The organism is Streptomyces sp. NPDC054975 (assembly GCF_053609105.1).
The window spans coordinates 21,424-44,014 of sequence record NZ_JBSGWV010000052.1; the positions used below are offsets into that span (position 1 = coordinate 21,424).

Annotated in this window: 13 protein-coding genes; 5 read left to right on the top strand and 8 right to left on the bottom strand. The window is 72.5% G+C overall.

The window, feature by feature from the left end:
* Nucleotides 1–153 precede the first annotated feature (153 nt).
* Nucleotides 154–708 carry a DJ-1/PfpI family protein gene (locus tag ACWF79_RS29685; protein WP_453731250.1) on the bottom strand — a complete coding sequence of 185 codons (555 nt, stop codon included), beginning with the start codon at nt 706–708 and terminating at the stop codon, nt 154–156.
* Between the two features lie 383 nt (nt 709–1,091).
* Here ACWF79_RS29685 and ACWF79_RS29690 point away from each other — a divergent pair, with 383 nt between their 5' ends.
* The gene (locus ACWF79_RS29690) at nt 1,092–6,056 is read left to right on the top strand and encodes an NAD-glutamate dehydrogenase (RefSeq protein WP_453731251.1); all 4,965 of its coding nucleotides are present in this window, start codon (nt 1,092–1,094) and stop codon (nt 6,054–6,056) included.
* A gap of 73 nt (nt 6,057–6,129) precedes the next feature.
* Here the strand turns inward: ACWF79_RS29690 and ACWF79_RS29695 are convergent, their stop codons facing one another.
* The 3 genes from ACWF79_RS29695 to ACWF79_RS29705 form a co-directional block, all read right to left on the bottom strand.
* The gene (locus ACWF79_RS29695) at nt 6,130–7,254 is read right to left on the bottom strand and encodes a glycosyltransferase 87 family protein (RefSeq protein WP_453731261.1); all 1,125 of its coding nucleotides are present in this window, start codon (nt 7,252–7,254) and stop codon (nt 6,130–6,132) included.
* Nucleotides 7,255–7,518: 264 nt separating this feature from the next.
* Entirely contained in the window at nt 7,519–8,322 is an 804-nt protein-coding gene (locus tag ACWF79_RS29700; RefSeq protein WP_453731252.1) for an ABC transporter ATP-binding protein, read from the bottom strand.
* Nucleotides 8,315–9,256: an ABC transporter permease gene (locus tag ACWF79_RS29705; RefSeq protein ID WP_453731253.1), complete on the bottom strand. Its 942-nt coding sequence runs from the start codon at nt 9,254–9,256 to the stop codon at nt 8,315–8,317. The genes ACWF79_RS29700 and ACWF79_RS29705 overlap by 8 nt, the downstream gene beginning before the upstream one ends.
* 148 nt (nt 9,257–9,404) lie before the next feature.
* On the opposite strand from ACWF79_RS29705, the gene ACWF79_RS29710 reads away from it, so the two are divergent.
* On the top strand, nt 9,405–10,010 hold the full coding sequence (locus ACWF79_RS29710; protein WP_453731254.1) for a TetR/AcrR family transcriptional regulator: 606 nt from the start codon (nt 9,405–9,407) through the stop codon (nt 10,008–10,010).
* A gap of 194 nt (nt 10,011–10,204) precedes the next feature.
* Here ACWF79_RS29710 and ACWF79_RS29715 read toward each other — a convergent pair whose 3' ends face one another.
* From ACWF79_RS29715 to ACWF79_RS29730, 4 genes are all read right to left on the bottom strand, one after another.
* On the bottom strand, nt 10,205–11,008 hold the full coding sequence (locus ACWF79_RS29715; RefSeq protein ID WP_453731262.1) for a carbohydrate ABC transporter permease: 804 nt from the start codon (nt 11,006–11,008) through the stop codon (nt 10,205–10,207).
* A gap of 197 nt (nt 11,009–11,205) precedes the next feature.
* Nucleotides 11,206–12,534 (bottom strand): carbohydrate ABC transporter permease, encoded by a 1,329-nt coding sequence (locus ACWF79_RS29720; protein WP_453731255.1) that lies wholly within the window; start codon nt 12,532–12,534, stop codon nt 11,206–11,208.
* A 4-nt stretch (nt 12,535–12,538) separates the two neighbouring features.
* Nucleotides 12,539–13,939, bottom strand: a complete 1,401-nt coding sequence (locus ACWF79_RS29725; RefSeq protein ID WP_453731256.1) for an ABC transporter substrate-binding protein — start codon at nt 13,937–13,939, stop codon at nt 12,539–12,541.
* A 144-nt stretch (nt 13,940–14,083) separates the two neighbouring features.
* Complete coding sequence (locus ACWF79_RS29730; RefSeq protein ID WP_453731257.1) at nt 14,084–17,866, bottom strand: FHA domain-containing protein; 3,783 nt, start codon at nt 17,864–17,866, stop codon at nt 14,084–14,086.
* A 434-nt stretch (nt 17,867–18,300) separates the two neighbouring features.
* Between ACWF79_RS29730 and ACWF79_RS29735 the strand changes: the two genes are divergently transcribed.
* The 3 genes from ACWF79_RS29735 (at nt 18,301) to prfB (ending at nt 22,485) form a co-directional block, all read left to right on the top strand.
* Nucleotides 18,301–19,977: a protein kinase domain-containing protein gene (locus ACWF79_RS29735; protein ID WP_453731258.1), complete on the top strand. Its 1,677-nt coding sequence runs from the start codon at nt 18,301–18,303 to the stop codon at nt 19,975–19,977.
* Between the two features lie 107 nt (nt 19,978–20,084).
* Nucleotides 20,085–21,335, top strand: coding sequence for a serine/threonine-protein kinase (locus tag ACWF79_RS29740; RefSeq protein WP_453731259.1), 1,251 nt, complete (start codon nt 20,085–20,087; stop codon nt 21,333–21,335).
* A gap of 43 nt (nt 21,336–21,378) precedes the next feature.
* Nucleotides 21,379–22,485, top strand: a complete 1,107-nt coding sequence (gene prfB / locus ACWF79_RS29745) for a peptide chain release factor 2 (protein ID WP_453731260.1) — start codon at nt 21,379–21,381, stop codon at nt 22,483–22,485.
* Nucleotides 22,486–22,591: the final 106 nt, after the last annotated feature.

Below are 22,591 nucleotides of genomic sequence, written 5' to 3' on the forward strand. Positions count from 1 at the left end.
CTTCGGCCGGGCCGGCGTTCCCACCCGCACGGGCGGTGCGGGTGGGACGGCAGAGGTGCGGGTCCTCCCGTGGGTGGTCCCGCGCCGTCGGCGGCTGCCGGTGCGTCGCGCGCGGTGGGCGTGTCCGACCTTCGGCCGCTGTGTGGTGCGTCCTCAGGACGCGGCTCTGAGGGTCTTCAGGAACTCGCGCATCCACGTCGGGTGGTCCGGCCAGGCTCGGGAGGAGATCAGGGTGCCGTCGACCACCACCTCGGTGTCCTGGAAGGTCGCGCCCGCTGCCTGCATGTCCAGTTCCAGGGCCGGGTACGCCGTGACCCTGCGGCCCTCCAGGCCGCCGATCGCCGCCGTCAGGAGGGGGCCGTGGCAGATCTGGGCCACCGGCTTGTCCGCGTCGAAGAAGGACTTCAGGATCTTGCGGAGTTCCGGGTCGTTGCGGAGGTACTCCGGCGCGCGGCCGCCCGGGATCACCACCGCCACGTAGTCGCCCGGGTCCACCTCCGAGAACGCCAGGTCGGCGGGCCAGGTGTAGCCCGGCTTCTCCGTGTACGTGTCGTAGCCCGGCTCGAAGTCGTGGACGACGAAGCGCAGCTGCTTGCGGGCGGGGGCCGCGATGTGGACCTCGTAGCCCTCCTCCAGAAGCCGCTGGTAGGGATACATGACCTCCAGTGACTCCGCCGCGTCCCCTGTCACGATCAAGATCTTTGTCATGGCGACTCCCGGGTCTCGGGTCTCGGTCCTGCCCCCAGGACACTGTGTCGCTGTCCATAACGTCAAACTTCCACCCCTGCTTTTGTACACATACGGCTCATGACGACCGGGGGGTCGGGAGCGATAGGCTTTTCCCGTGATCAGCGCGATACGCCGAGGGGGCAGCGAAGCCCCCGGCCATCGCCCGGAGCGCTTCCGCGGCCGGGCCGACATGGCGTTCGCTGATTCTCCCGTCCCGGGCGCGGCGCCAGAAATGGCTGATAACGGCTCGGACATCTCTCATCGCGGCATAACGTCGACTCCGACCGGTAACACCGCGTCGTGGCGTTGTGTCCTTTCTTCCACCGACGTCACGCAATGGCGCGCGACAGGAGCCAGAGGACATGCAGACCAAGCTGGACGAAGCCAAGGCCGAGCTGCTCGCGCGGGCCGCCCGGGTAGCTGAGACCGGCCCGGTCGGGGGGCAACTTCCGACGGGGCCCGAGAACGGGAAGCGCCCGGACAGGGACACCGTGCTCGACTACCTCCAGCGCTACTACCTGCACACCGCGCCCGAGGACCTCACCTATCGCGACCCGGTGGACGTCTTCGGCGCCGCTCTCTCGCACTACCGGCTCGCGGAGAACCGCCCCCAGGGCACCGCGAACGTCCGCGTCCACACCCCGACGGTCGAGGAGAACGGCTGGACCTGCAGCCACTCCGTCGTCGAGGTCGTCACCGACGACATGCCCTTCCTCGTCGACTCCGTGACGAACGAGCTCTCGCGCCAGGGGCGTGGCATCCACGTCGTCATCCATCCGCAGGTGCGCGTCCGCCGTGACCTGACCGGCAAGCTCATCGAGGTCATGGCCGGTGACACCCAGGGCGAGCAGGCCCACGAGGTGCTCACCGAGTCCTGGATCCACGTCGAGGTCGACCGCGAGACCGACCGCGCCGACCTCAAGCAGATCACCACCGACCTGCTCCGCGTCCTCTCCGACGTCCGCGAGACCGTCGAGGACTGGGAGAAGATGCGCGACGCCGCGCTGCGCATCGCCGACGAGCTCCCGAACGAGCCCACCGCCGACGACCTGCGCCCCACCGAGGTCGAGGAGGCCCGCGAGCTGCTGCGCTGGCTCGCCGCCGACCACTTCACCTTCCTCGGCTACCGCGAGTACGAGCTGGTCGACGGGGACGCGCTGGCCGCCGTCCCGGGCACCGGGCTCGGTGTCCTGCGCTCCGACCCGCACCACAGCGGCGAGGACGCGAACCACGCCCACCCCGTGTCGCCGTCCTTCAGCCGGCTGCCCGCCGACGCCCGCGCCAAGGCGCGCGAGCACAAGCTGCTGATCCTCACCAAGGCCAACAGCCGCGCCACCGTGCACCGGCCCTCCTACCTCGACTACGTGGGCGTCAAGAAGTTCGACGCCAAGGGCAACGTCGTCGGTGAGCGGCGGTTCCTCGGACTGTTCTCGTCCGCCGCGTACACGGAGTCCGTCCGTCGCGTTCCGGTCATCAGCCGCAAGGTCCAGGAGGTCCTGGACGGCGCCGGCTTCTCGCCGAACAGCCACGACGGCCGCGACCTGCTCCAGATCCTGGAGACGTACCCGCGCGACGAGCTCTTCCAGACCCCGCCGGACGAGCTGCGCGAGATCGTCACCAGCGTCCTGTACCTCCAGGAGCGGCGCCGGCTCCGGCTCTACCTGCGCCAGGAGGAGTACGGCCGCTTCTACTCGGCCCTCGTCTACCTGCCGCGCGACCGCTTCAACACCACCGTTCGCGAGCGGCTCACCGACATCCTCAAGGAGGAGCTCGACGGGACCAGCGTCGACTTCACCCTGATGAGCACCGAGTCGGTGCTCACCCGGCTGCACTTCGTCGTCCGCGTCGCGCCCGGCACCGAGCTGAGCCACCTCACCGACGCCGACAAGGACCGCATCGAGGCCCGGCTGGTCGAGGCCGCCCGCTCGTGGGCCGACGGTTTCGCCGAGGCCCTCAACGCCGAGATGGGCGAGGAGCGCGCCGCCGAGCTGCTGCGCAAGTACGGCAACGCCTTCCCCGAGGGCTACAAGGCCGACCACTCGCCCCGCGCCGCCGTCGCCGACCTGGTCCACCTGGAGCAGCTCGGCCGCACCGGCAAGGAGTTCGCGCTCTCGCTGTACGAGCCGGTCGGCGCGGGCCCCGGCGAGCGCCGCTTCAAGATCTACAAGTCGGGCGACCAGATCTCCCTCTCGGCCGTGCTCCCGGTGCTCAACCGGCTCGGTGTGGAGGTCATCGACGAGCGTCCGTACGAGCTGCGCTGCGCCGACCGCACGCACGCCTGGGTCTACGACTTCGGTCTGCGGATGCCCACCCCGACCGCCAACGGCCAGTCGTTCTCCGACGACGCCCGTGAGCGGTTCCAGGAGGCGTTCGCCGCGACCTGGACCGGCGAGGCCGAGAACGACGGCTTCAACGCGCTGGTGCTCTCCGCCGGGCTGACCTGGCGTCAGGCCATGGTGCTGCGCGCCTACGCCAAGTACCTGCGGCAGGCCGGCTCGACGTTCAGCCAGGACTACATGGAGGACACCCTCCGCAACAACGTCCACACCACCCGGCTGCTCGTCTCCCTCTTCGAGGCCCGGATGTCCCCGGAGCGCCAGCGCGCCGGCGTCGAGCTGATCGACGCGCTCCTGGAGGAGCTGGACGCCGCCCTCGACCAGGTCGCGAGTCTGGACGAGGACCGCATCCTGCGCTCGTTCCTCACCGTCATCAAGGCGACGCTGCGGACGAACTTCTTCCAGAGCCAGGAGGCCGCGGACGGCGTTCCGCACGCCTACGTGTCGATGAAGTTCGACCCGCAGGCCATCCCCGACCTCCCCGCGCCCCGTCCGGCGTACGAGATCTGGGTGTACTCGCCGCGCGTCGAGGGCGTCCACCTGCGCTTCGGCAAGGTCGCCCGAGGCGGCCTGCGCTGGTCCGACCGGCGTGAGGACTTCCGTACGGAGATCCTCGGCCTGGTCAAGGCGCAGATGGTGAAGAACACCGTCATCGTGCCCGTCGGCGCCAAGGGCGGCTTCGTCGCCAAGCAGCTCCCGGACCCGTCCGTGGACCGTGACGCCTGGCTGGCCGAGGGCATCGCCTCGTACAAGACCTTCATCTCGGCGCTGCTCGACATCACCGACAACCTGGTCGCGGGCGAGGTCGTCCCGCCGGTCGACGTGGTCCGTCACGACGAGGACGACACCTACCTCGTCGTCGCCGCCGACAAGGGCACCGCGACCTTCTCCGACATCGCCAACGAGGTCGCCGTCTCCTACGGCTTCTGGCTCGGCGACGCCTTCGCCTCCGGCGGTTCGGCCGGATACGACCACAAGGGCATGGGCATCACCGCCCGCGGTGCCTGGGAGTCCGTCAAGCGGCACTTCCGCGAGCTCGGCCACGACACCCAGACGCAGGACTTCACCGTCGTCGGCGTCGGCGACATGTCCGGTGACGTCTTCGGCAACGGCATGCTGCTCAGCGAGCACATCCGGCTCGTCGCGGCCTTCGACCACCGCCACATCTTCATCGACCCGAACCCGGACGCGGCCGTCTCGTACGCCGAGCGGCGCCGCCTCTTCGAGCTGCCCCGCAGCTCGTGGGCCGACTACAACACCGAGCTCCTCTCCGCGGGCGGCGGCATCCACCCCCGTACCGCCAAGTCGATCCCGGTCAACGCGCAGATCCGCGCGGCCCTCGGCATCGACGCCGGCGTCACCAAGATGACCCCGGCCGAGCTGATGCAGGCGATCCTGCACTCGCCCGTCGACCTGCTGTGGAACGGCGGCATCGGTACGTACGTCAAGTCGTCCACCGAGTCGCACACCGACGTCGGCGACAAGGCGAACGACGCCATCCGCGTCAACGGCGAGGACCTGCGGGTCAAGGTCGTCGGCGAGGGCGGCAACCTCGGTCTGACCCAGCTCGGCCGCATCGAGTTCGCCCGCAAGGGCGGCCCCGAGGGCACGGGCGGAAAGGTCAACACCGACGCCATCGACAACAGCGCCGGCGTGGACACCTCCGACCACGAGGTCAACATCAAGATCCTGCTCAACGGGCTTGTCACCGAAGGCGACATGACCGTCAAGCAGCGCAACAAGATCCTCGCCGAGATGACCGACGAGGTCGGCTCGCTCGTCCTGCGCAACAACTACGCGCAGAACGTGGCCCTGGCCAACGCCGTCGCCCAGTCGCCGTCCCTGCTCCACGCCCACCAGCGCTTCATGCGTCGCCTGGGCCGTGACGGGGCCCTGGACCGCTCGCTGGAGTTCCTGCCCAACGACCGGCAGATCCGCGAGCTGCTCAACAACGGCAAGGGCCTGAGCCAGCCGGAGCTCGCCGTCCTCCTCGCCTACACCAAGATCACGGTGGCCGACGAGCTGATCCACACCGAGCTGCCGGACGACCCGTACCTGCGCGGGCTGCTCCACGCGTACTTCCCGACGCAGCTGCGCGAGAAGTTCGCCGAGACGGTCGACAGCCACCCGCTGCGCCGCGAGATCATCACCACGGTCCTGGTCAACGACACCGTCAACACCGGTGGCTCGACCTTCCTGCACCGCCTCCGCGAGGAGACCGGCGCGTCGATCGAGGAGATCGTCCGCGCGCAGACCGCCGCCCGCGCCATCTTCCGGCTCGGTGAGGTCTGGGACGCCGTCGAGGCGCTCGACAACCGGGTCCCGGCCGACGTGCAGACCCGGATGCGGCTGCACTCCCGCCGACTGGTCGAGCGCGGCACGCGCTGGCTGCTCGGCAACCGTCCGCAGCCGCTCCAGCTCGCCGAGACCATCGAGTTCTTCGGTGAGCGCGTGGAGGAGGTCTGGGCGAAGCTGCCGCAGCTGCTGCGCGGCGCGGACCTGGAGTGGTACCAGTCGATCCTGGACGAGCTGACGGCGGTCGGCGTGCCGGAGATCCTCGCCCTGCGGGTCGCCGGATTCTCCTCCGCCTTCCCGACGCTCGACATCGTCGCGATCGCGGACCGCACGGCCAAGGACCCGATGGCGGTCGCCGAGGTCTACTACGACCTGGCCGACCGGCTGCGGATCACCCAGCTCATGGACCGCATCATCGAGCTGCCGCGCGCCGACCGGTGGCAGTCGATGGCCCGCGCCTCCATCCGCGAGGACCTCTTCGCCGCGCACGCCGCCCTCACGGCGGACGTGCTGTCGGCGGGCAACGGGACCTCGACGCCGGAGGAGCGGTTCAAGGCCTGGGAGCAGAAGAACGCGGCGATCCTCGGCCGCGCGCGTACCACGCTGGAGGAGATCCAGAGTTCGGAGACCTTCGACCTGGCGAACCTGTCGGTGGCGATGCGGACGATGCGCCAGCTGCTGCGGTCGCACGGCTGAGGCAGTTCGTAGGTAGCGCAGTTCGTACGTGAGTGGGCCCCGTCGGTCTTCCGGCGGGGCCCCTCCCGTTCAGTCAGGTTTTCGCCGTCGCCGTCCACAGTCGGCGCGCCGCCAGCAGGGCCGCCGCGAGCAGCAGCGTGTTGCGGGCCACCATGACCGCCACGCCGTCCCAGGTGCCGGCCACCACCTCGTCGTAGAAGACCGGGTACGCCAGTGAGCTGAGCCCGGCCGCCGGGAGGAGCAGCAGGGCCACCGGGCGCATCACGGTCCTGCGGGACGTCAGGCAGACGGCGGCGAGGCCGAGGAGCCAGATCATGTACTGCGGGCTGATCACGCGGCTGGTGACCGTGAACAGCAGGACGGCGGCGAGCGCCGCGTCGAGGGGGGTCGCCTCGTTCCAGGTGCGCGCCCGCAGGCGCCAGACCAGCAGCCAGACGAAGGCGAACGCGGTCAGGAGCAGGGCGACCCGGCCCACACTGGAGACGTACGGGCCGACGTACTCGAAGGCGCCGTAGCGGTACTGGACCGTGCCGGGCCAGATGCCGGCCGCCCGCGCGAGGGCGATCGCGGTACCGCCGAGGGACTCGATCTGGATGCCCCGGCTGCCCTGCTGACGCAGGAAGCCGAGCGAGTGGGAGAAGCAGAGCGCGAGGACGCCGAGGAGCGCGGCGGCGGTGGTAGCCGCGGCGATCCAGGAGTCGCGGGTCGTACGGCCCCGGGGCGTGCCGATCAGGGTCAGGACCGGCCACACCTTCACGAGCGCGCCGAGCCCGGCGAGGACGCCGCCGATCCGGTGCGCGGCGGCCCGGCGGGAGGCGAGGGCGAGCAGCGCGAGCACGGCGAGGGCGGTGACCTGGACGTCGTAGCGTGCCAGGGGGATGTGCAGGAGGAGCGGGAGGCCGGCGACCCAGACCCAGGCGCCGTGCGTGACGCGGTCGCTGTCGGCGCGGGCGAGGGCCAGGGCGACCACCGCGTCGGCGAGGAGGGTGAGGGCGACGAAGGCCTGGAAGTACGTGAGCCAGGGGAGCACGCCGGGGGACATGATGACCAGGCCGGCGCCCGGCGGGTACTGCCAGGTGACGTCGTCGACGGGGAACGTGCCCTCGGCGAACTGGCGGTACCAGATCTGGTAGAGGACGTACACCTCGCGGCTGACCCCGCCGACGCCCAGGTTGTCGCGCAGCAGGAGCAGCAGCATGCCCGCGCGGGTGAGGGTCCAGACGACGGTGAGGGCGAGGGCGGGGCCGCGGCCGACGTTGACGAAGGTCGCGGAGGTGAAGGTCTCCGACTCGAAGGGGGAGCCGGTGAGGTCGGGGGGCGCGGGGGCGCAGGTGGACGTGTCGGGGGCCCGCTCGGCTCCCGGGTCGGATCCCGGCTCCGGCTGCGGCTGAGGGGTGTGGTCGCGATGCGTCGTCATCGAAACCGCACTCTATTGCGGTCTGGGGGTATATCGGGTGTTTTGTCAGCCCTTCTTGGTGAACGCCTCGTACGCCGCCACGACCTCTTTCGCCGGACCGTCCATCCGCAAGGTGCCCGCTTCCAGCCACAACGCCCGGTCGCAGGTCTCGGTGATGGTGGAGTTGGAGTGGGAGACGAGGAAGACGGTGCCCGCCTCGGCCCGCAGCTCGTCGATCCGCTTCTGGCTGCGGCGGCGGAACCGGGCGTCGCCCGTGGACAGCGCCTCGTCGATCAGCAGCACGTCGTGGCTCTTGGCCGCCGCGATCGAGAAGCGGAGGCGGGCGCCCATGCCGGAGGAGTACGTCCGCATGGGCAGCGAGATGAAGTCGCCCTTCTCGTTGATCCCGGAGAAGTCCACGATGTCGTCGTGGCGGGCCTCGATCTCCGCGCGGGTCATGCCCATCGCGAGCCCGCCGAGCACCACGTTGCGTTCGCCGGTCAGGTCGTTCATCAGCGCCGCGTTCACGCCGAGCAGGGACGGCTGGCCGCGGGTGTAGATGCTGCCCTGGTCGACGGGCAGCAGGCCCGCGACGGCCTTGAGGAGGGTGGACTTCCCCGAACCGTTCGAACCGATCAGGCCGATCGCCTCGCCCCGGTACGCGGCGAAGCTGACGCCCTTGACCGCGTGGACCTTACGGGCGCCGGGCGTGGCGCGGCGCGCGAAGATCCGGTTGAGCGCGGCGGTGGCGCTGCCCTTGCCGGTACGGGCACCGTGGACGGTGTACGTGATGTGGACGCCGTCGGCGACGACGGTGGGGGTGCGCTCGTCCGTCGGGACCGCCGACGGGGTCAGGGTCTGTTCAGCCACGGCCGTACGTCTCCTCTGCCTTCCAGAAGTAGATGAACCCGCCCACGAAGGCCGCCAGCGCCCACCCGGCGGCGAGCGCCCAGACGTGTGGCGGCAGTTGGCCGGCGGTGAAGCTCTCGATCAGGGCGAAGCGCATCAGGTCGATGTACACGCTCGCCGGATTGCCCTGCAGGACCGTGATCACCAGCTCGGGCAGTCGGCCGCTCCGTGCCAGGTGGTCGAGGGACCACATGACACCGGAGACGTACATCCAGGTGCGCAGCAGGAAGGGCATCAGCTGGGCGATGTCCGGGGTACGGGCGGCCAGTCGGGCCATGGCGAGCGCGACTCCGGCGTTGAAGAGCGCCTGGAGGGTGAGCGCGGGGAGGGTCAGCAGCCAGCTCCAGCGGGGGAACTCGCCGAAGCAGAACAGGATGCCGGCGAGCGCGGCGAGCGAGAGCACCAGCTGCTGGAGCTGCTGGAGCGCCAGGGCGAGCGGGAGGCTCGCACGGGGGAAGTGCAGGGCGCGGACGAGGCCGAGGTTTCCGCTGATGGCGCGGGTGCCGGTCATGATCGACTGGGAGGTGAAGGTCCAGACGAAGACGCCCGTGATCAGGAACGGGACGTAGTCGGGGATGCCCTCCTGGACGTTCATCAGGACGCCGAAGATCAGGTAGTAGACCGCCGCGTTGAGCAGCGGGGTCATCAGCTGCCAGAGCTGTCCGAGCTTCGCGTTGCTGTACTGGGCCGTGAGCCGGGCGGTCGCGAAGGCGGTGATGAACGCGCGGCGGGACCAGAGCTGGCGGACGTACGCGGGGATGCTCGGGCGGGCGCCGCTGACCGACAGGCCGTGGCGCAGGGCGAGCGCGCGGAGGTCCTGCGGGGTGGAGGTGGCCTGGGGGATGGGGGCGGCGGCTGGGGCTGGGGCGGGTTTCGGGAGCGTCTCGGTGGTCACGAGGTCGCTTTCGACGGGGGGTGGGCGTGGGGCGTCACCGACGATGGAACGGGTCCGTATCGTCGCTACGGCGAGAGTAGGACGGTCGTGCGTCGCAACGCAACCGTTTCGTCGTGACGTTCGGTGGCCGTTGGCTAGGATCCCGCTCATGACGACACCTCCCGGAACCCCCCGCCGCGCCCCCGCGGGAGCCGCCGTGCTCCGGGAGGACGTGACCGAGGCCATCCGCGCCGCCGTCTTCGACGAGCTCGCCGCCGTCGGGTTCGCCCGGATGTCCATCGAGGGCATCGCGCGCCGCGCGGGTGTCGGCAAGACCGCCGTCTACCGCCGCTGGAAGTCCAAGCTCTCGCTCGTCCTCGACCTGCTCGGCGCCTTCGCGGCGCAAGGGCTGCCGGCCCCGGCGACCGGTTCGCTCCACGGGGACGTCCGCGCGCTCCTCGAAGTCGCCTCGCACGCCCTGCGCCACCCGGTGGCCTCCCAGGTCATCCCGGACCTGCTGGTGGAGGCCGCACGGCAGCCGGAGATCGCCCAGGCGATCAAGGCCGCGCTGCTCGACAGCCAGCAGGGCGTCGTGGCGCAGATCGTCCGCGAGGCCGTGGCGCGCGGCGAACTCACGGAGGACGCGGACCCGGACCGCGCCCTCGACCTCATCGTGGGCCCGCTCTACTGGCGGCTCGTGGTGGTGCGCGGCGAGCTGCCGAAGGGGTACGTGGACGACCTCGCCCGGTCGGCGGTGGCGGCGCTCACGGCGTAGGCGCGGGCGTCGGCCGGTGGGCGGTGGCGGCCCCACGCGGTGGACGCGGGAGCCGCCCGGTCTGCCGTGGGAGCTCTCACGGCGTGACCGCGAGCTTGCCGAGCGGTCTCCCGGGGCGGCCTTCACGGCGGCAGTCGGGGCGGCCTTCACGGCGTCCGCGCGAGGCCGCCCCCCCCGGCCGGGACGGGGCGTGGCTACTTCACCGCGCCCGCCATCACCCCGGACACGAACTGCCGCTGGAAGGCGAAGAAGACCGCCAGCGGGATCAGCATCGACAGGAACGCTCCGGGCGCGAGCACGTCGATGTTGTTCCCGAACTGCCGGACCTGCTGCTGCAGCGCCACCGTGATCGGCGGCGTCTCGGAGTCCGCGAAGATCAGCGCGACCAGCATGTCGTTCCAGACCCACAGGAACTGGAAGATGCCGAGCGAGGCGATCGCCGGCCCGCCGAGCGGCATGACGACCCGTGTGAAGAGCCGGATCTCGCCGGCCCCGTCCAGCCGGGCCGCCTCCAGCAGTTCCTTCGGGATCTCCGCGAAGAAGTTCCGTAGCAGGAAGATCGCGAAGGGCAGCCCGAACGCGGTGTGGAAGAGCACGACCCCGAAGGTCGTCTCGAAGATGCCGATCGTCCCGAACAGCTTCGACACCGGGATGAGCGCGACCTGCACCGGGACCACCAGCAGCCCGACGACCACCAGGAACCACCAGTCGCGGCCGGGGAAGTCCAGCCAGGCGAAGGCGTATCCGGCGAGGGAGCCGATGACGAGGACCAGGAGCGTGGCCGGGACGGTGATGAGGACGGTGGAGAGGAGGGAGCGGGTGATGGTCTCGTTGGAGAGGAGGGCGGAGTAGTTCTCGACGGTCAGCTGCGCGGGGGAGCTGAAGACCTGCCACCAGCCGCTCTCGCTGATGTCGGTGGGGCTGCGGAGCGAGGAGAGCAGCAGCCCGACCGTCGGCATCAGCCAGAAGAGGCCTACGAGGACGAGGAAGACCCGCATCGCGCCCCCGGCGGCCCGGGAGGCCAGCCGCGAACCGAGCGGGGCGGTCGGCGGAGCGGTCGGCGGTGCGGTCGCGCGGGGGCCGGGGCCCGGCTTGCGGTCTGCGGGGTCCTGCTCGCGGGGGCTGGGTACCGGCTCGCGGGGGCCGAGGTCGTGCTCGCCGGCCCCGGGGCCCGGCTTGCCTTCATTCGATGCCGTCACCTGCGGGCCTCCCTTCGCATCCGGCGGATGTTGAACGCCATCACCGGGATCACCAGCAGGAGCAGCAGCACGGCGATGGCGGAGCCCACCCCGAGATCCGCGTCCGTCCCGAACGACGAGCGGTACAGCTGGAGCGCGAGCACGTTCGCGTCGTCCTGCACCGAGCCGGGCGCGATGATGAACACCAGGTCGAAGATCTTCAGCACGTTGATCATCAGCGTCACGAGGACGACCGCGAGGACCGGCGCGAGGAGCGGGACGGTGATCCGGCGGAAGACCTGCCACTCGTTCGCCCCGTCGACCCGGGCCGCCTCCATGAGCTCCCGTGGCACGCTCGCCAGTCCGGCCGCGATCAGGACCATCGCGAACCCGGCCCACATCCACACGTAACTGCCGATGATCGCCGGGGTGACGAGCGAAGGGCCGAGCCACTCCACCCCGTTGTACTGCTCGCGGAAGTTGCTCGCGGGCAGCCGGAGCAGGGCGCCGTCGGCGGCGGCCGGGAGGGTGAAGGAGCCGTCGGCAGCCGCCCGTGTCGTGGCCACCACGCTCCCGTCCTTCACCGCCTCGATCCGCAGCCCCTTGAGGCCGACCTCCTTCGCGTCGACGGCGTTCGGCTTCCCGCCGCCGCCCCGGGTGAAGTCCAGCCACGCCGTGCCGGTGATCCCGCCGTCCTGCCCGGCCGCCGCGTCCGGCTCGCGCGCCGGCCGGGCGTCCTTCGGCATCTGCGCGGGCGGTACGCCGATCAGTGGGAGCCGCGCCACCTCTCCCGTACGGACCGGGGTCTTCGTGATGTACGCGCCGCCGCCCGCCGCCTTGAGCGGGTGGACGGGCAGCGGGCGTGCCCGAGGGAAGCCGGAGGACTCGGCGAAGGTGTCGTGGACGCCGACCCAGACGGCGTTGGCCACGCCCCGGTCCGGGTCCTGCTCGTAGACCAGCCGGAAGATGATCCCGGCCGCCAGCATCGAGATCGCCATGGGCATGAAGACGATCAGCTTGAACGCCGTGCCCCAGCGCACCCGTTCGGTGAGCACCGCGAAGATCAGGCCGAGGACGGTCGCGACGGTCGGGGCGACCACCGCCCAGATCGCGTTGTTGCGGACGGCGGTGAGGATCGTGTCGTCGGTGAAGAGGGCTATGTAGTTGTCGAAGCCCGCGAAGGAGTCCCCGGACTTGTCGAAGAACGAGCGCTGGACGGAGTACCCGATCGGGTAGACGACGAGCGCGCCGAGCAGGACCAGGGCGGGGAGGAGGAACCCCGCCGCGATCGTCCTGCGGGTGCCCGTGACCGTGCGGGCCTTGGGGGCCCTGGACGCGGTCGCCATGGCGTCAGCTCTTGTACGCCTTGGCGGCGTCGGCCTCGAGCCGCGCCTGCGTTCCCGCGATGTTCTTCGGGTTCTTCAGGAAGTCCTGCAGCGCCTTCCACTCGCCCTTGCCGGGCGTGCCGCCGAAGGACTGCGGCATCTGGTCCGACATGTCGAAGCGGAAGTCGTCCCCGGCCTCCAGGAGCGCCTTGGCGATCTCGCGCTGGACGTCGTTCGGGTACGCGCTCAGGTCCAGGTTCTTGTTGGGCGAGAGGAAGCCGCCCGCGCCCGCCCAGATCGCGGCCGCGTCGGGGGAGGCGAGGAAGGTCAGCAGGGCCTGGGCGCCCTTGGTGTCCTTCAGGGCCACCGCCGCGTCGCCGCCCGTGACGACCGGGGACTCCGCCCCCACCGCGGGGAACGGGAACACCTTCGCGTCCGTACCGATCTTCGCGCTGGTCTGCGCGATGTTGATGGCCGAGAAGTCGCCCTCGAAGACCATGGCGCCCTTGGGCTGGTCGCCGCCGGTGAAGGTCTGCGTGACCGAGACGGGGAACTCCGTCTGCAGCGCGCCGTCCGCGCCGCCCGCGATCAGCTGCGGCTTGCCGAACAGCTCGGCGAGGGTGGTGAGAGCCTGCTTGACGGACGCGTCCGTCCATTTGATCTCGTGCTTGGCCAGCTGGTCGTACTTCTCCGGACCCGCCTGGGAGAGGTAGATGTTCTCGAACCAGTCGGTGAGCGTCCAGCCGTCCGCGCCGCCGACCGAGACCGGGGTGACGCCGGAGGCCGAGATCGTCTCGGCGGTCGCCAGGAACTCCTTCCAGGTCTTCGGCTCGGTGGCGCCCGCGTTCTCGAAGGCGGCGTTGTTGTACCAGATCAGGGACTTGTTGGCGGCCTTGAAGTACACGCCGTACTGCGTGCCGTTCACCGCGCCGAGGTCCCGCCAGCCCTGGGAGTAGTTCTTGGCGAGCTGCGCCTCGGCCTCGGGGCCGACCGGTTTGAGCCACTTCTGGGCGGCGGCCTGCTGGATCGCGCCGACCTGGGGGAGCATCGCGACGTCGGGCGGGGAGCCGCCGGCGATCTTCGTACCGAGGAAGTTCACGATCGGGTCCTGGGCGGGCACGAAGGTGACGGTGGCGCCGGTGCGCTTCTCGAACTCCTTCAGGACCTTGGTGAAGTTCTCCTGCTCCGGGCCGGTCCAGACGGCGGCGACCTCGACCTTCTGGCCCTTGAGGTCGGGCAGGGTGAGGGCGCTGCTGGAGGTGGCCGGCGGGCCGGGCTCCTTCGTGCCCGTGTCCTTCTCCCCGCCACTGCCGCAGCCGGCGAGGGTGGCGGCGAGGGCGAGCGCGGTGACCGTGGCAGCGGTCCGTGCGGCTCCTGCGGTGCGTGCGGCTCCTGCGGTCCTGTGTGTACGAAGAGTTGTACGCATTTCTGCCCCGTCTCTCACGTGCGCGGTGCGTGTCCCGTGCGCTCAGGTCTACGCCGGGGGACCGGGCCCCGCAATACCGCCTTCCGTGGCAAGTGGGCGATCGTGATGGGCTCGTGACGTGCTGTCAGGCCTTGGCTCGGGCTGTCAGGTACGCGTCGCGGGGGTGAGCGGCGAGATCGGGGTGGCGTCCAGGGACCGGGCGGCGCGGTCCAGCGCGCTGGCGAGAAGGGCCAGGTCGGTGGGGCCGTTGCCGAGCTCGCGGACGGGTCTGCGGGTGGGCGGGTCGCCCATCCGCTCCCACTCCAGCGGGACGACGGTCGGCCGGAGCGTCGCCGTGCGCGGGATGCGGCCGGTGACCCGTCCGGCCTGGAACGGGGTGACCCGGCCGTCCGGGTGCCCGAGCCGTCCCCGGCCGGGCGCGGGGTCGTCCGGACCGGGCGCGGCGGGGGCCGCGTCGAGCACGATCCGCAGCCGGGCGCCGTGGGCCAGCTCCGTGTCCGCCGTACGGTCGGGGCGCGACGAGGTCGCGACCAGGTGCACCCCGAGGCGCGCTCCGCCGCGCGCGACGGCTTCCAGCGCCCGTACGACGGACCCGGCGGCGGGCCGCCCGGGCGAACCGAGCGCGGGCGCTACGAGCGCGTCGAAGTCGTCGACCAGCACGACGAGGCGCGGCAGCGCGGCGGCGTCGTCGCCGGTGTGGGGCCATGCGCGGTGGGCGTCCGAGGCCTGGGGCGCGTCGGGCGTCTGCGGCACGTCGGCCGTCCGGCCCGCGTCCACCGGCCGTGGGGCGTCGGGCGTCCGGCGCGCGTCGGGCTCCCCGCCCGGCCGGGGCGTCCGACCGGATCCCCGCTCCACGAGATCCTCGGCACCGCCGAGCCGCTGAACCCGCCCGCTGGGGCGGTCGGCGAGGTCGTCGGCGTCGGCGCGGTGCGTCCGCCCGCTCGGGCGGTACGTGAGGTCGTCCGCGCCCGCGCCCTGCCGGGACGTCCTGCCGCTCGGGCGATCGGTGAGGTCACCGGCCCCGGTGACCGGCGGCCGCGCACTGGGCAGGTACGTGAGGTCATCGACGCCCGAGCGCTGCGTTCGGCCGCCGGCACGGGCTCCGTCGCCTGTGCGGGGCGTTCGGCCGCTGGGCTGGTACGTCACGTCGTCGGCGCCCGTGCGAACGGTCCTGCCGCTGGGGCGGTCGCCGATCGTGCCCTCCGCGCCGCCGCGCGTCGTCCTGCCGCTGGGGCGGTCGCCGGTCGTGCCCTCGCCGCCCGTGCGCGCGGTTCTGCCGCTCGGGATGTACGGGAGGTCCTCCGCGCCCGGGTGCGGGGTGCGGGCGGGCGGGGTGTCGGTGGGGCCTGGGCAGTCGCCTACGGGGCCGTCGCCGGTGCGGAGGGTGCGGCCGATGGGGCGGTCGGGCGGTTCGGGGGTGCGGGCGTCGGGGATGCGGGCCGTCGTGCGGGCGCCGGGGGGCAGGGTCTCCGCCGCGCTCGGCGCACGCTGGCCGATCAGGCGCGCCGCCGCCTGGCGGTCCGCGAAGTGGCCGTCGCCCAGGATCTCCGCCCGGCGCTTCAGCTCCGCGCCCAGCGCCTGGGCGAACTCACGCATCCGCACCGGGTCGGACGCCACCAGGTGCTCGGTGACGTGCGGCAGCTCCGTACAGGCCGCGAGCCCTTCGCCGCGCTCACCGCCCGCGCCGTCCACAAGGAGCAGCCCCAGCCGGTCCGGGCGGCCGCCGGCCGCCAGGGACGCCGCGATCGAGCGCAGCAGCTCCGTGCGCCCGCTGCCCGCGGGCCCCTCGATCAGGAGATGGGGCCCTTCGTCCGTCAGATCGACCGAGACCGGGCCGCGCGGCCCGGCTCCCAGAACCGCCGTACCGTCTCCGGCCGCGGCCCACCGCGTCAGCAGCGACGCGGGTGTGGCCCGGGCAAGACCCAGCTCGTCCAGGAGCCGCGCGGACCGGGGCAGCGCCGTCGCGGCCGTCCGCCCCCGCGCGGCGGGTGCGTCCGTACGCAGGGGGGCGAGCGCCCGCCCGAAACGCTCCGCCCAGGCCACCGACACGGCGTCCACCACGCCCACGGTCCCGTGGCCCGCCGCCCGGCCACCCGCCGTACGCAGCAGTCGCAGCGCCGTCGCCACGTCGCCGCTCAGCAGGGCGACCGCCCCGCACTCGCGGAACGCGAGCGAGGCCGCGCACGCGCTCTCGTACGTCGCTGCGACCGGAGACACGGGCGACGCGGCCGGTGCCTCGGCCAGGCACAGCAGGTGGATACCGGCGGCCGCACCCGCCCCGGCGAGCCGCGCGGTGGTCTCGCGCAGCGCCGCGGAGCCGGGGTCGCCGTCCACGATCACGACCGTGACCGGCCCTTCGTACCGCGCCGCCGCCTCGGCGATCGTCGCCCGGTCGGCGCTCGGCCAGCCGGGCCCGAGCGGCCCGTCGTCGAGCCTCCGGGTCAGCTCCGCCGTACGGGCATGGGCCTGGTCGCGGTCGTACGCGAGGAGCAGGCGGCAGTCCTGGCCGTGCGCCGGGCGCAGATGCGGGAGCCAGCCGAGCCAGCCCCAGGCCCGCCGCCGCTCCTCCAGGGAGCGCCCGCGGTCCGCGCTGATCAGCACGATCTCCAGGTCGGAGGGGGAGTGGAGGGCGGCGAGCTGGGCCACCACGGAGCGGGCGAGCCCGGCCAGTCGCGCGCCGGGGCCCGCGAGCCCGAGCGACCCCGCTTCGCGCAGCCCGACAGTGACAGGCACCCCGGACAGCTCCGCCCGGTCGGTCGTGCCGAGCCGGACGACGAGGGCCTCGGGATGGTCCGCCCCGCGCTCCCAGAGCCGAGGGCCAGGACCGAGCGCCGTGAGCAGCACGGCCGCCGGGTCCGGCCAGGTCTCGGCCGTCGGCGCGGCGGGACCGGCGGCCGGGCCCGCGCCGGGCCGGGGCGAGGTCTCCGCACCCAAGTCGCCCGCGCCCGGGAGCTGGACGTCGTCCCTGGCCCCGGCGAAGCGGCGGGCCCATGCTCCTATCCCGCGCCTGCCGCGCGGCGCGGCCGTGGGGCGCTCGGTCTGCCGGGTCCTGCTGTGCGCCTCGCCCGGGCCCTCGCCGCCGTCCGCGAACTCGTCGGCGCGCGCGTGCGTGGGTGAGCCCGCGTGGGTCGCGTCCCGTGAGTCCTGGCCGTACGGGCTGTCGCCGTCCAGAGCCGTGCCCGTGCCTGGGCCCGAATTCGTGCCCGTACCCCTGCCCGTCCCGTACCGGTCGGAGCCGGCCTTCGCAGCCGAGTCGTGCCCGTCCGCCGCACCCGCCCCCAGCTCCACCCGTAGGTGGCCCTCGCCGTCCGGGGTCGTCGGCAGGGAGTCCGCGCCGCCGTCCTCCGGGCCCGTCAGGCGGACGGCGGACTCGCCGAGGCGCAGGAGGGCGCCCGGGGACAGCCGGACCGGGCGGTCGCCGACCGGGGCGCCGTCCAGCGTCGTGCCGTTCGTCGAGCCCAGGTCCGCGACGGTGACGCGACCGTCGTGCCCGACCGTCACCGTGCAGTGGACACGCGAGACGTCCGGGTCGTCGAGCGGGACGTCCGCGTCCATGGAACGACCGATTCTGATCGGACCGCGGTGCAGCAGGTGCACGCCGCCGGCGTCGGGCCCCGCGACCACGTGGAGCCGGGCCGAGGCGTCCTCGCCCGGGTGGTCGTCCTCGCCGGGGACGTGGAGCGTGAGGATCGCGCCGTCGACCAGCGGGGGCTCTCCGAGCGAGCAGCGGCGCGCGTCGAGCCGCTCCCGGCCCGCGTACAGCACGGTGGAACCGGACAGGGACGTGTCCGGGCCGGAGACGGCCGCGGCGAGACCGGAGGCCACGGCGGCCAGGGCCGTCCCCGCCGGGGCGGTGACAAGCACGTCGCAGGCGCGGCCGGCGCCGTGCCCGGCGTGCGGCGCGAGGACGGTCAGCCGGATCTGCATCGCCGTCAGCGGTCCCTTCTGCGCGTGGTGCCCGGCAGGGGGACCGCCCGGTGCCTCCCCCCACCCGGCACGGACGCGTCGTCCGGTACAGGTCGGCACGGCGCAGAGGGCTCCCGACCCGCTACGCGACGTGCTGTGTGCATCCTCGCACCTGCCGCTGACAACCCGCCCGCGGGTCGCCTCCAAGTGATCTTGAATGGTCGGCTGTGGACCAAAAAGTGCCTGGTTGAGTACGCCTTCCGACCTTCGCGGCAACCACGGGGACGACGAGTGCGTCTTGTTTTCGGACAAGTCGGATGCCGGAATCAGCCGTCCTGTGGTCGACCGTTGACCCGTTCGGCGGCACTAAAGTGGGTCGGACACCCCGGACGGGTCACAACTCATGACAGGAACCCCGGGGACCTCAGGACCACGATCAGCAGGGAGCGCGTGACGTGCGGCCAATCGGCAGCAAGTACCTGCTCGAGGAGCCGCTCGGCCGCGGCGCCACGGGCACCGTCTGGCGAGCCCGCCAGCGAGAGGCGGCCGGCGCCGAGGCGGCCGTCCAGGGCCAGCCCGGCGAGACCGTGGCGATCAAGGTCCTCAAGGAGGAGCTGGCCAACGACGCGGACATCGTGATGCGCTTCCTGCGCGAGCGGTCCGTGCTGCTGCGGCTCACCCACCCCAACATCGTGCGCACCCGCGACCTGGTCGTGGAGGGCGACGTCCTCGCCCTGGTCATGGACCTCGTCGACGGCCCGGACCTGCACCGGTACATCCGCGAGAGCGGCCCGCTCACCCCGGTCGCCGCCGCGCTCCTCACCGCGCAGATCGCCGACGCGCTCGCCGCCAGCCACGCCGACGGCGTCGTCCACCGCGACCTCAAGCCCGCCAACGTGCTGCTCGCCGAGCAGGACGGCCAGATGCACCCGATGCTGACGGACTTCGGCATCGCGCGCCTCGCCGACTCCCCGGGCCTGACCCGGACGCACGAGTTCGTCGGCACGCCCGCGTACGTCGCGCCGGAGTCCGCCGAGGGCCGCCCGCAGACCTCCGCCGTCGACATCTACGGCGCGGGCATCCTGCTCTACGAGCTGGTCACCGGCCGTCCCCCGTTCGCCGGGGGCACGGCCCTCGAAGTGCTGCACCGCCACCTCAGCGAGGAGCCGCGGCGCCCCTCGACCGTGCCCGGACCGCTGTGGACGGTCATAGAGCGCTGCCTGAGCAAGGACCCCGAGCGTCGGCCCAGCGCCGAGAACCTGGCCCGTGGGCTGCGTACGGTCGCCGCAGGCATCGGCGTGCACTCCACGCCCGCGCAGATCGAGGCCGCCGACGGCGTCGGCGCGCTGCTCACCCCCGACCCGGCGCCCGCGCCGGTCCCGGAGACCCCCGGCGCCGCCGACCCGACCCAGATGCTGCCCAGCGGGTCGGGCGGCCGCTTCGACCCGGCCGCCCCGACCAGCGTCCTGCCCACGAGCGGGCCGGGCGGCGGCCAGATGGGCGGTGCCGACCCGACCGCGCTGCTGCCTCCCGTACCGTCCCAGCCGCCGCAGGGCGCGCCGAACGAGGAGCAGCCGCACCCCTGGCAGAGCCAGCTGGCCGCCGCCCGCGACCGCAACGAGCAGACGCAGATCCAGTACCTGGACCCGAGCCAGGACCCCCTGCGCCGCCGCCCGCAGCGGCAGCCGCAGCCGCCGCAGCACCAGCCTCAGCGGCACCAGGGACAGCAGCAGTACCAGCAGCCTCAGCAGCAGCCCCGGTACCAGCAGCAGCCTCCGCCGCAGCAGTACGCGCCCCAGCAGCACCAGCCGCAGCAGTACGCCCCGCAGGCCCCGCAGCCGCCGGCTCCTCGCGAGCCGCGTGCGCCGCGCCGGCGCAGCGCCAACCCGATGCGGATCCCGGGGCTCGGCTGCCTGAAGGGCTGCCTGTTCTCGATCGTGCTGTTCGTGGTCGCGGGCTGGCTCATCTGGGAGCTGACCCCGCTCCAGAGCTGGATCGCCGAGGGCAAGAGCTACTGGCAGGCCATCGGCGACGGAATCTCCTCCTTCACCGACTGGGTCTCCGAGCTGGCGAACTCGGGGAGCGGTACCGGCGGTACGAGTGGTACTACTACCGGCGGTACAGGGCAGTAGTACTGCCGATTTATCGACTTCCGAAGGGTGATTTCGCCTCGGAAGTGACGACCGGCGGCTGCGGACGCGTAACTTTGACGCGTCCGCCAGCCGCTGAGGGAGCAGTCTTGGCACGGAATATCGGCAGCCGCTACACGGCCCACCAGATCCTCGGTCGGGGCAGCGCCGGCACGGTGTGGCTCGGCGAGGGCCCCGAGGGTCCCGTCGCCATCAAGCTGCTGCGCGAGGACCTGGCCTCCGACCAGGAGCTCGTCGGCCGCTTCGTCCAGGAACGCACCGCCCTGCTCGGCCTCGACCACCCCCGGGTGGTCGCCGTCCGCGACCTCGTCGTCGACGGCAACGACCTGGCGCTCGTCATGGACCTGGTCCGCGGCACCGACCTGCGGACCCGGCTCGACCGGGAGCGCAGGCTCGCCCCCGAGGCGGCCGTCGCGATCATCGCCGACGTCGCCGACGGACTCGCCGCCGCGCACGCCGCCGGAGTCGTCCACCGGGACGTCAAGCCGGAGAACATCCTGCTCGACATGGAGGGCCCGCTCGGCCCCGGCGGCGCCCACCCGGCGCTCCTCACCGACTTCGGGGTCGCCAAGCTCATCGACACCCCGGGCCGCACCAAGGCCACGCGGATCATCGGCACGCCGGACTACCTCGCCCCGGAGATCGTCGAGGGCCTGCCGCCGCGCGCCGCCGTCGACATCTACGCCCTCGCGACCGTCCTGTACGAACTCCTGGCCGGCTTCACGCCCTTCGGCGGAGGCCACCCGGGCGCGGTGCTGCGCCGCCACGTCACGGAGACGGTCGTCCCGCTGCCGGGCATCCCCGAGGAGCTGTGGCAGCTGATCGTCCAGTGCCTGGCCAAGGCCCCGGCCTCCCGGCTGCGCGCCTCGGAGCTCGGCGGCAGGTTGCGGGAGTGCCTGCCGCTGCTCGCGGGGCTGCCGCCACTGGACGTGGACGAGCCCGACGACGCCGAGCAGCAGGCGTCGGAACCGCGCGAGGAGGACCCGTACCCGACGGGCGCGGGCACGGCCGCCGGAGGGAACGCGCCGCGGCGGGCCGCCGTGCCCCTGGTGCCCGGCGCGTCTCCGGACTCCAACCGGGACACCCACACCTCCATGCGCGTCCCCGCCCCCGACGAGCTCGCGGGCGGCCCCCTGGGCACGGCCCGCGCCCCCCGCCCGTCGGGCGCCCGCCGCCCGGGCTCGGCCCGCCACAAGGCGGAGACGGTCCGCAAGCGCCGGATCACCCTCTCGATCGCGGCGGTCGTGGTCGCGGGCGCGCTGGGGGTGGGCGGCTACCTGGCGACCGCCGAGGAGACCGACGTACCGCCGCAGGACTCGAAGACGTCGACGCAGCCGTAAGCGCGAGGACCTGGCATTTGCGGCGAGCCGTTACGCTGGACGCGTGGCAGTCGTCGATGTATCCGAAGAGCTGAAGTCCCTCTCCTCGACCATGGGGTCGATCGAGGCCGTCCTGGACCTCGAAAAGCTGAGGGCCGACATCGCCGTGCTCGAAGAGCAGGCCGCGGCCCCGTCCCTCTGGGACGACCCGGAGGCGGCGCAGAAGATCACCAGCAAGCTTTCGCACCTCCAGGCCGAGGTCCGCAAGGCCGAGGCCCTGCGTGGCCGGATCGACGACCTCGGGGTGCTCTTCGAGCTCGCCGAGGAGATGGACGACCCGGACACCCGCGCCGAGGCCGAGACGGAGCTCGTCTCCGTCCGCAAGGCACTGGACGAGATGGAAGTCCGTACGCTCCTCTCCGGCGAGTACGACGAGCGCGAGGCGCTGGTCAACATCCGCGCCGAGGCGGGTGGCGTCGACGCCGCCGACTTCGCGGAGCAGCTCCAGCGCATGTACCTGCGCTGGGCCGAGCGGCACGGCTACGGCACCGAGATCTACGAGACCTCGTACGCGGAAGAGGCCGGCATCAAGTCGACCACCTTCGTGGTCAAGGCCCCGTACGCGTACGGCACGCTCTCGGTCGAGCAGGGCACGCACCGTCTGGTCCGCATCTCGCCCTTCGACAACCAGGGCCGCCGCCAGACGTCCTTCGCGGGCGTCGAGATCCTGCCGGTCGTCGAGTCCTCGGATCACGTCGAGATCGACGAGTCCGAGCTGCGCGTGGACGTGTACCGCGCGTCGGGCCCCGGCGGCCAGGGCGTCAACACGACGGACTCGGCGGTGCGCATCACGCACATCCCGACCGGCATCGTGGTCTCCTGCCAGAACGAGCGCTCCCAGATCCAGAACAAGGCGAGCGCCATGAACGTCCTCCAGGCCAAGCTCCTCGAGCGCCAGCGTCAGGAGGAGCGCGCCAAGATGGACGCCCTGAAGGGCGACGGCGGCAGCTCCTGGGGCAACCAGATGCGCAGTTACGTCCTGCACCCGTACCAGATGGTCAAGGACCTCCGTACGGAGTTCGAGGTCGGCAACCCGCAGGCGGTCCTCGACGGCGAGATCGACGGCTTCCTGGAGGCGGGCATCCGCTGGCGCAAGCAGCAGGAGAAGTAGCCTTCCGCTCGTCCCGGGGGCGGGGCCCCCCGGGCGCCCCCCCCGGGGGCCGCCGCCGCGGGGGGGGCGCCCCGCCCGCCGCGCGCGGAGGGCGGGGGGGGGCCCG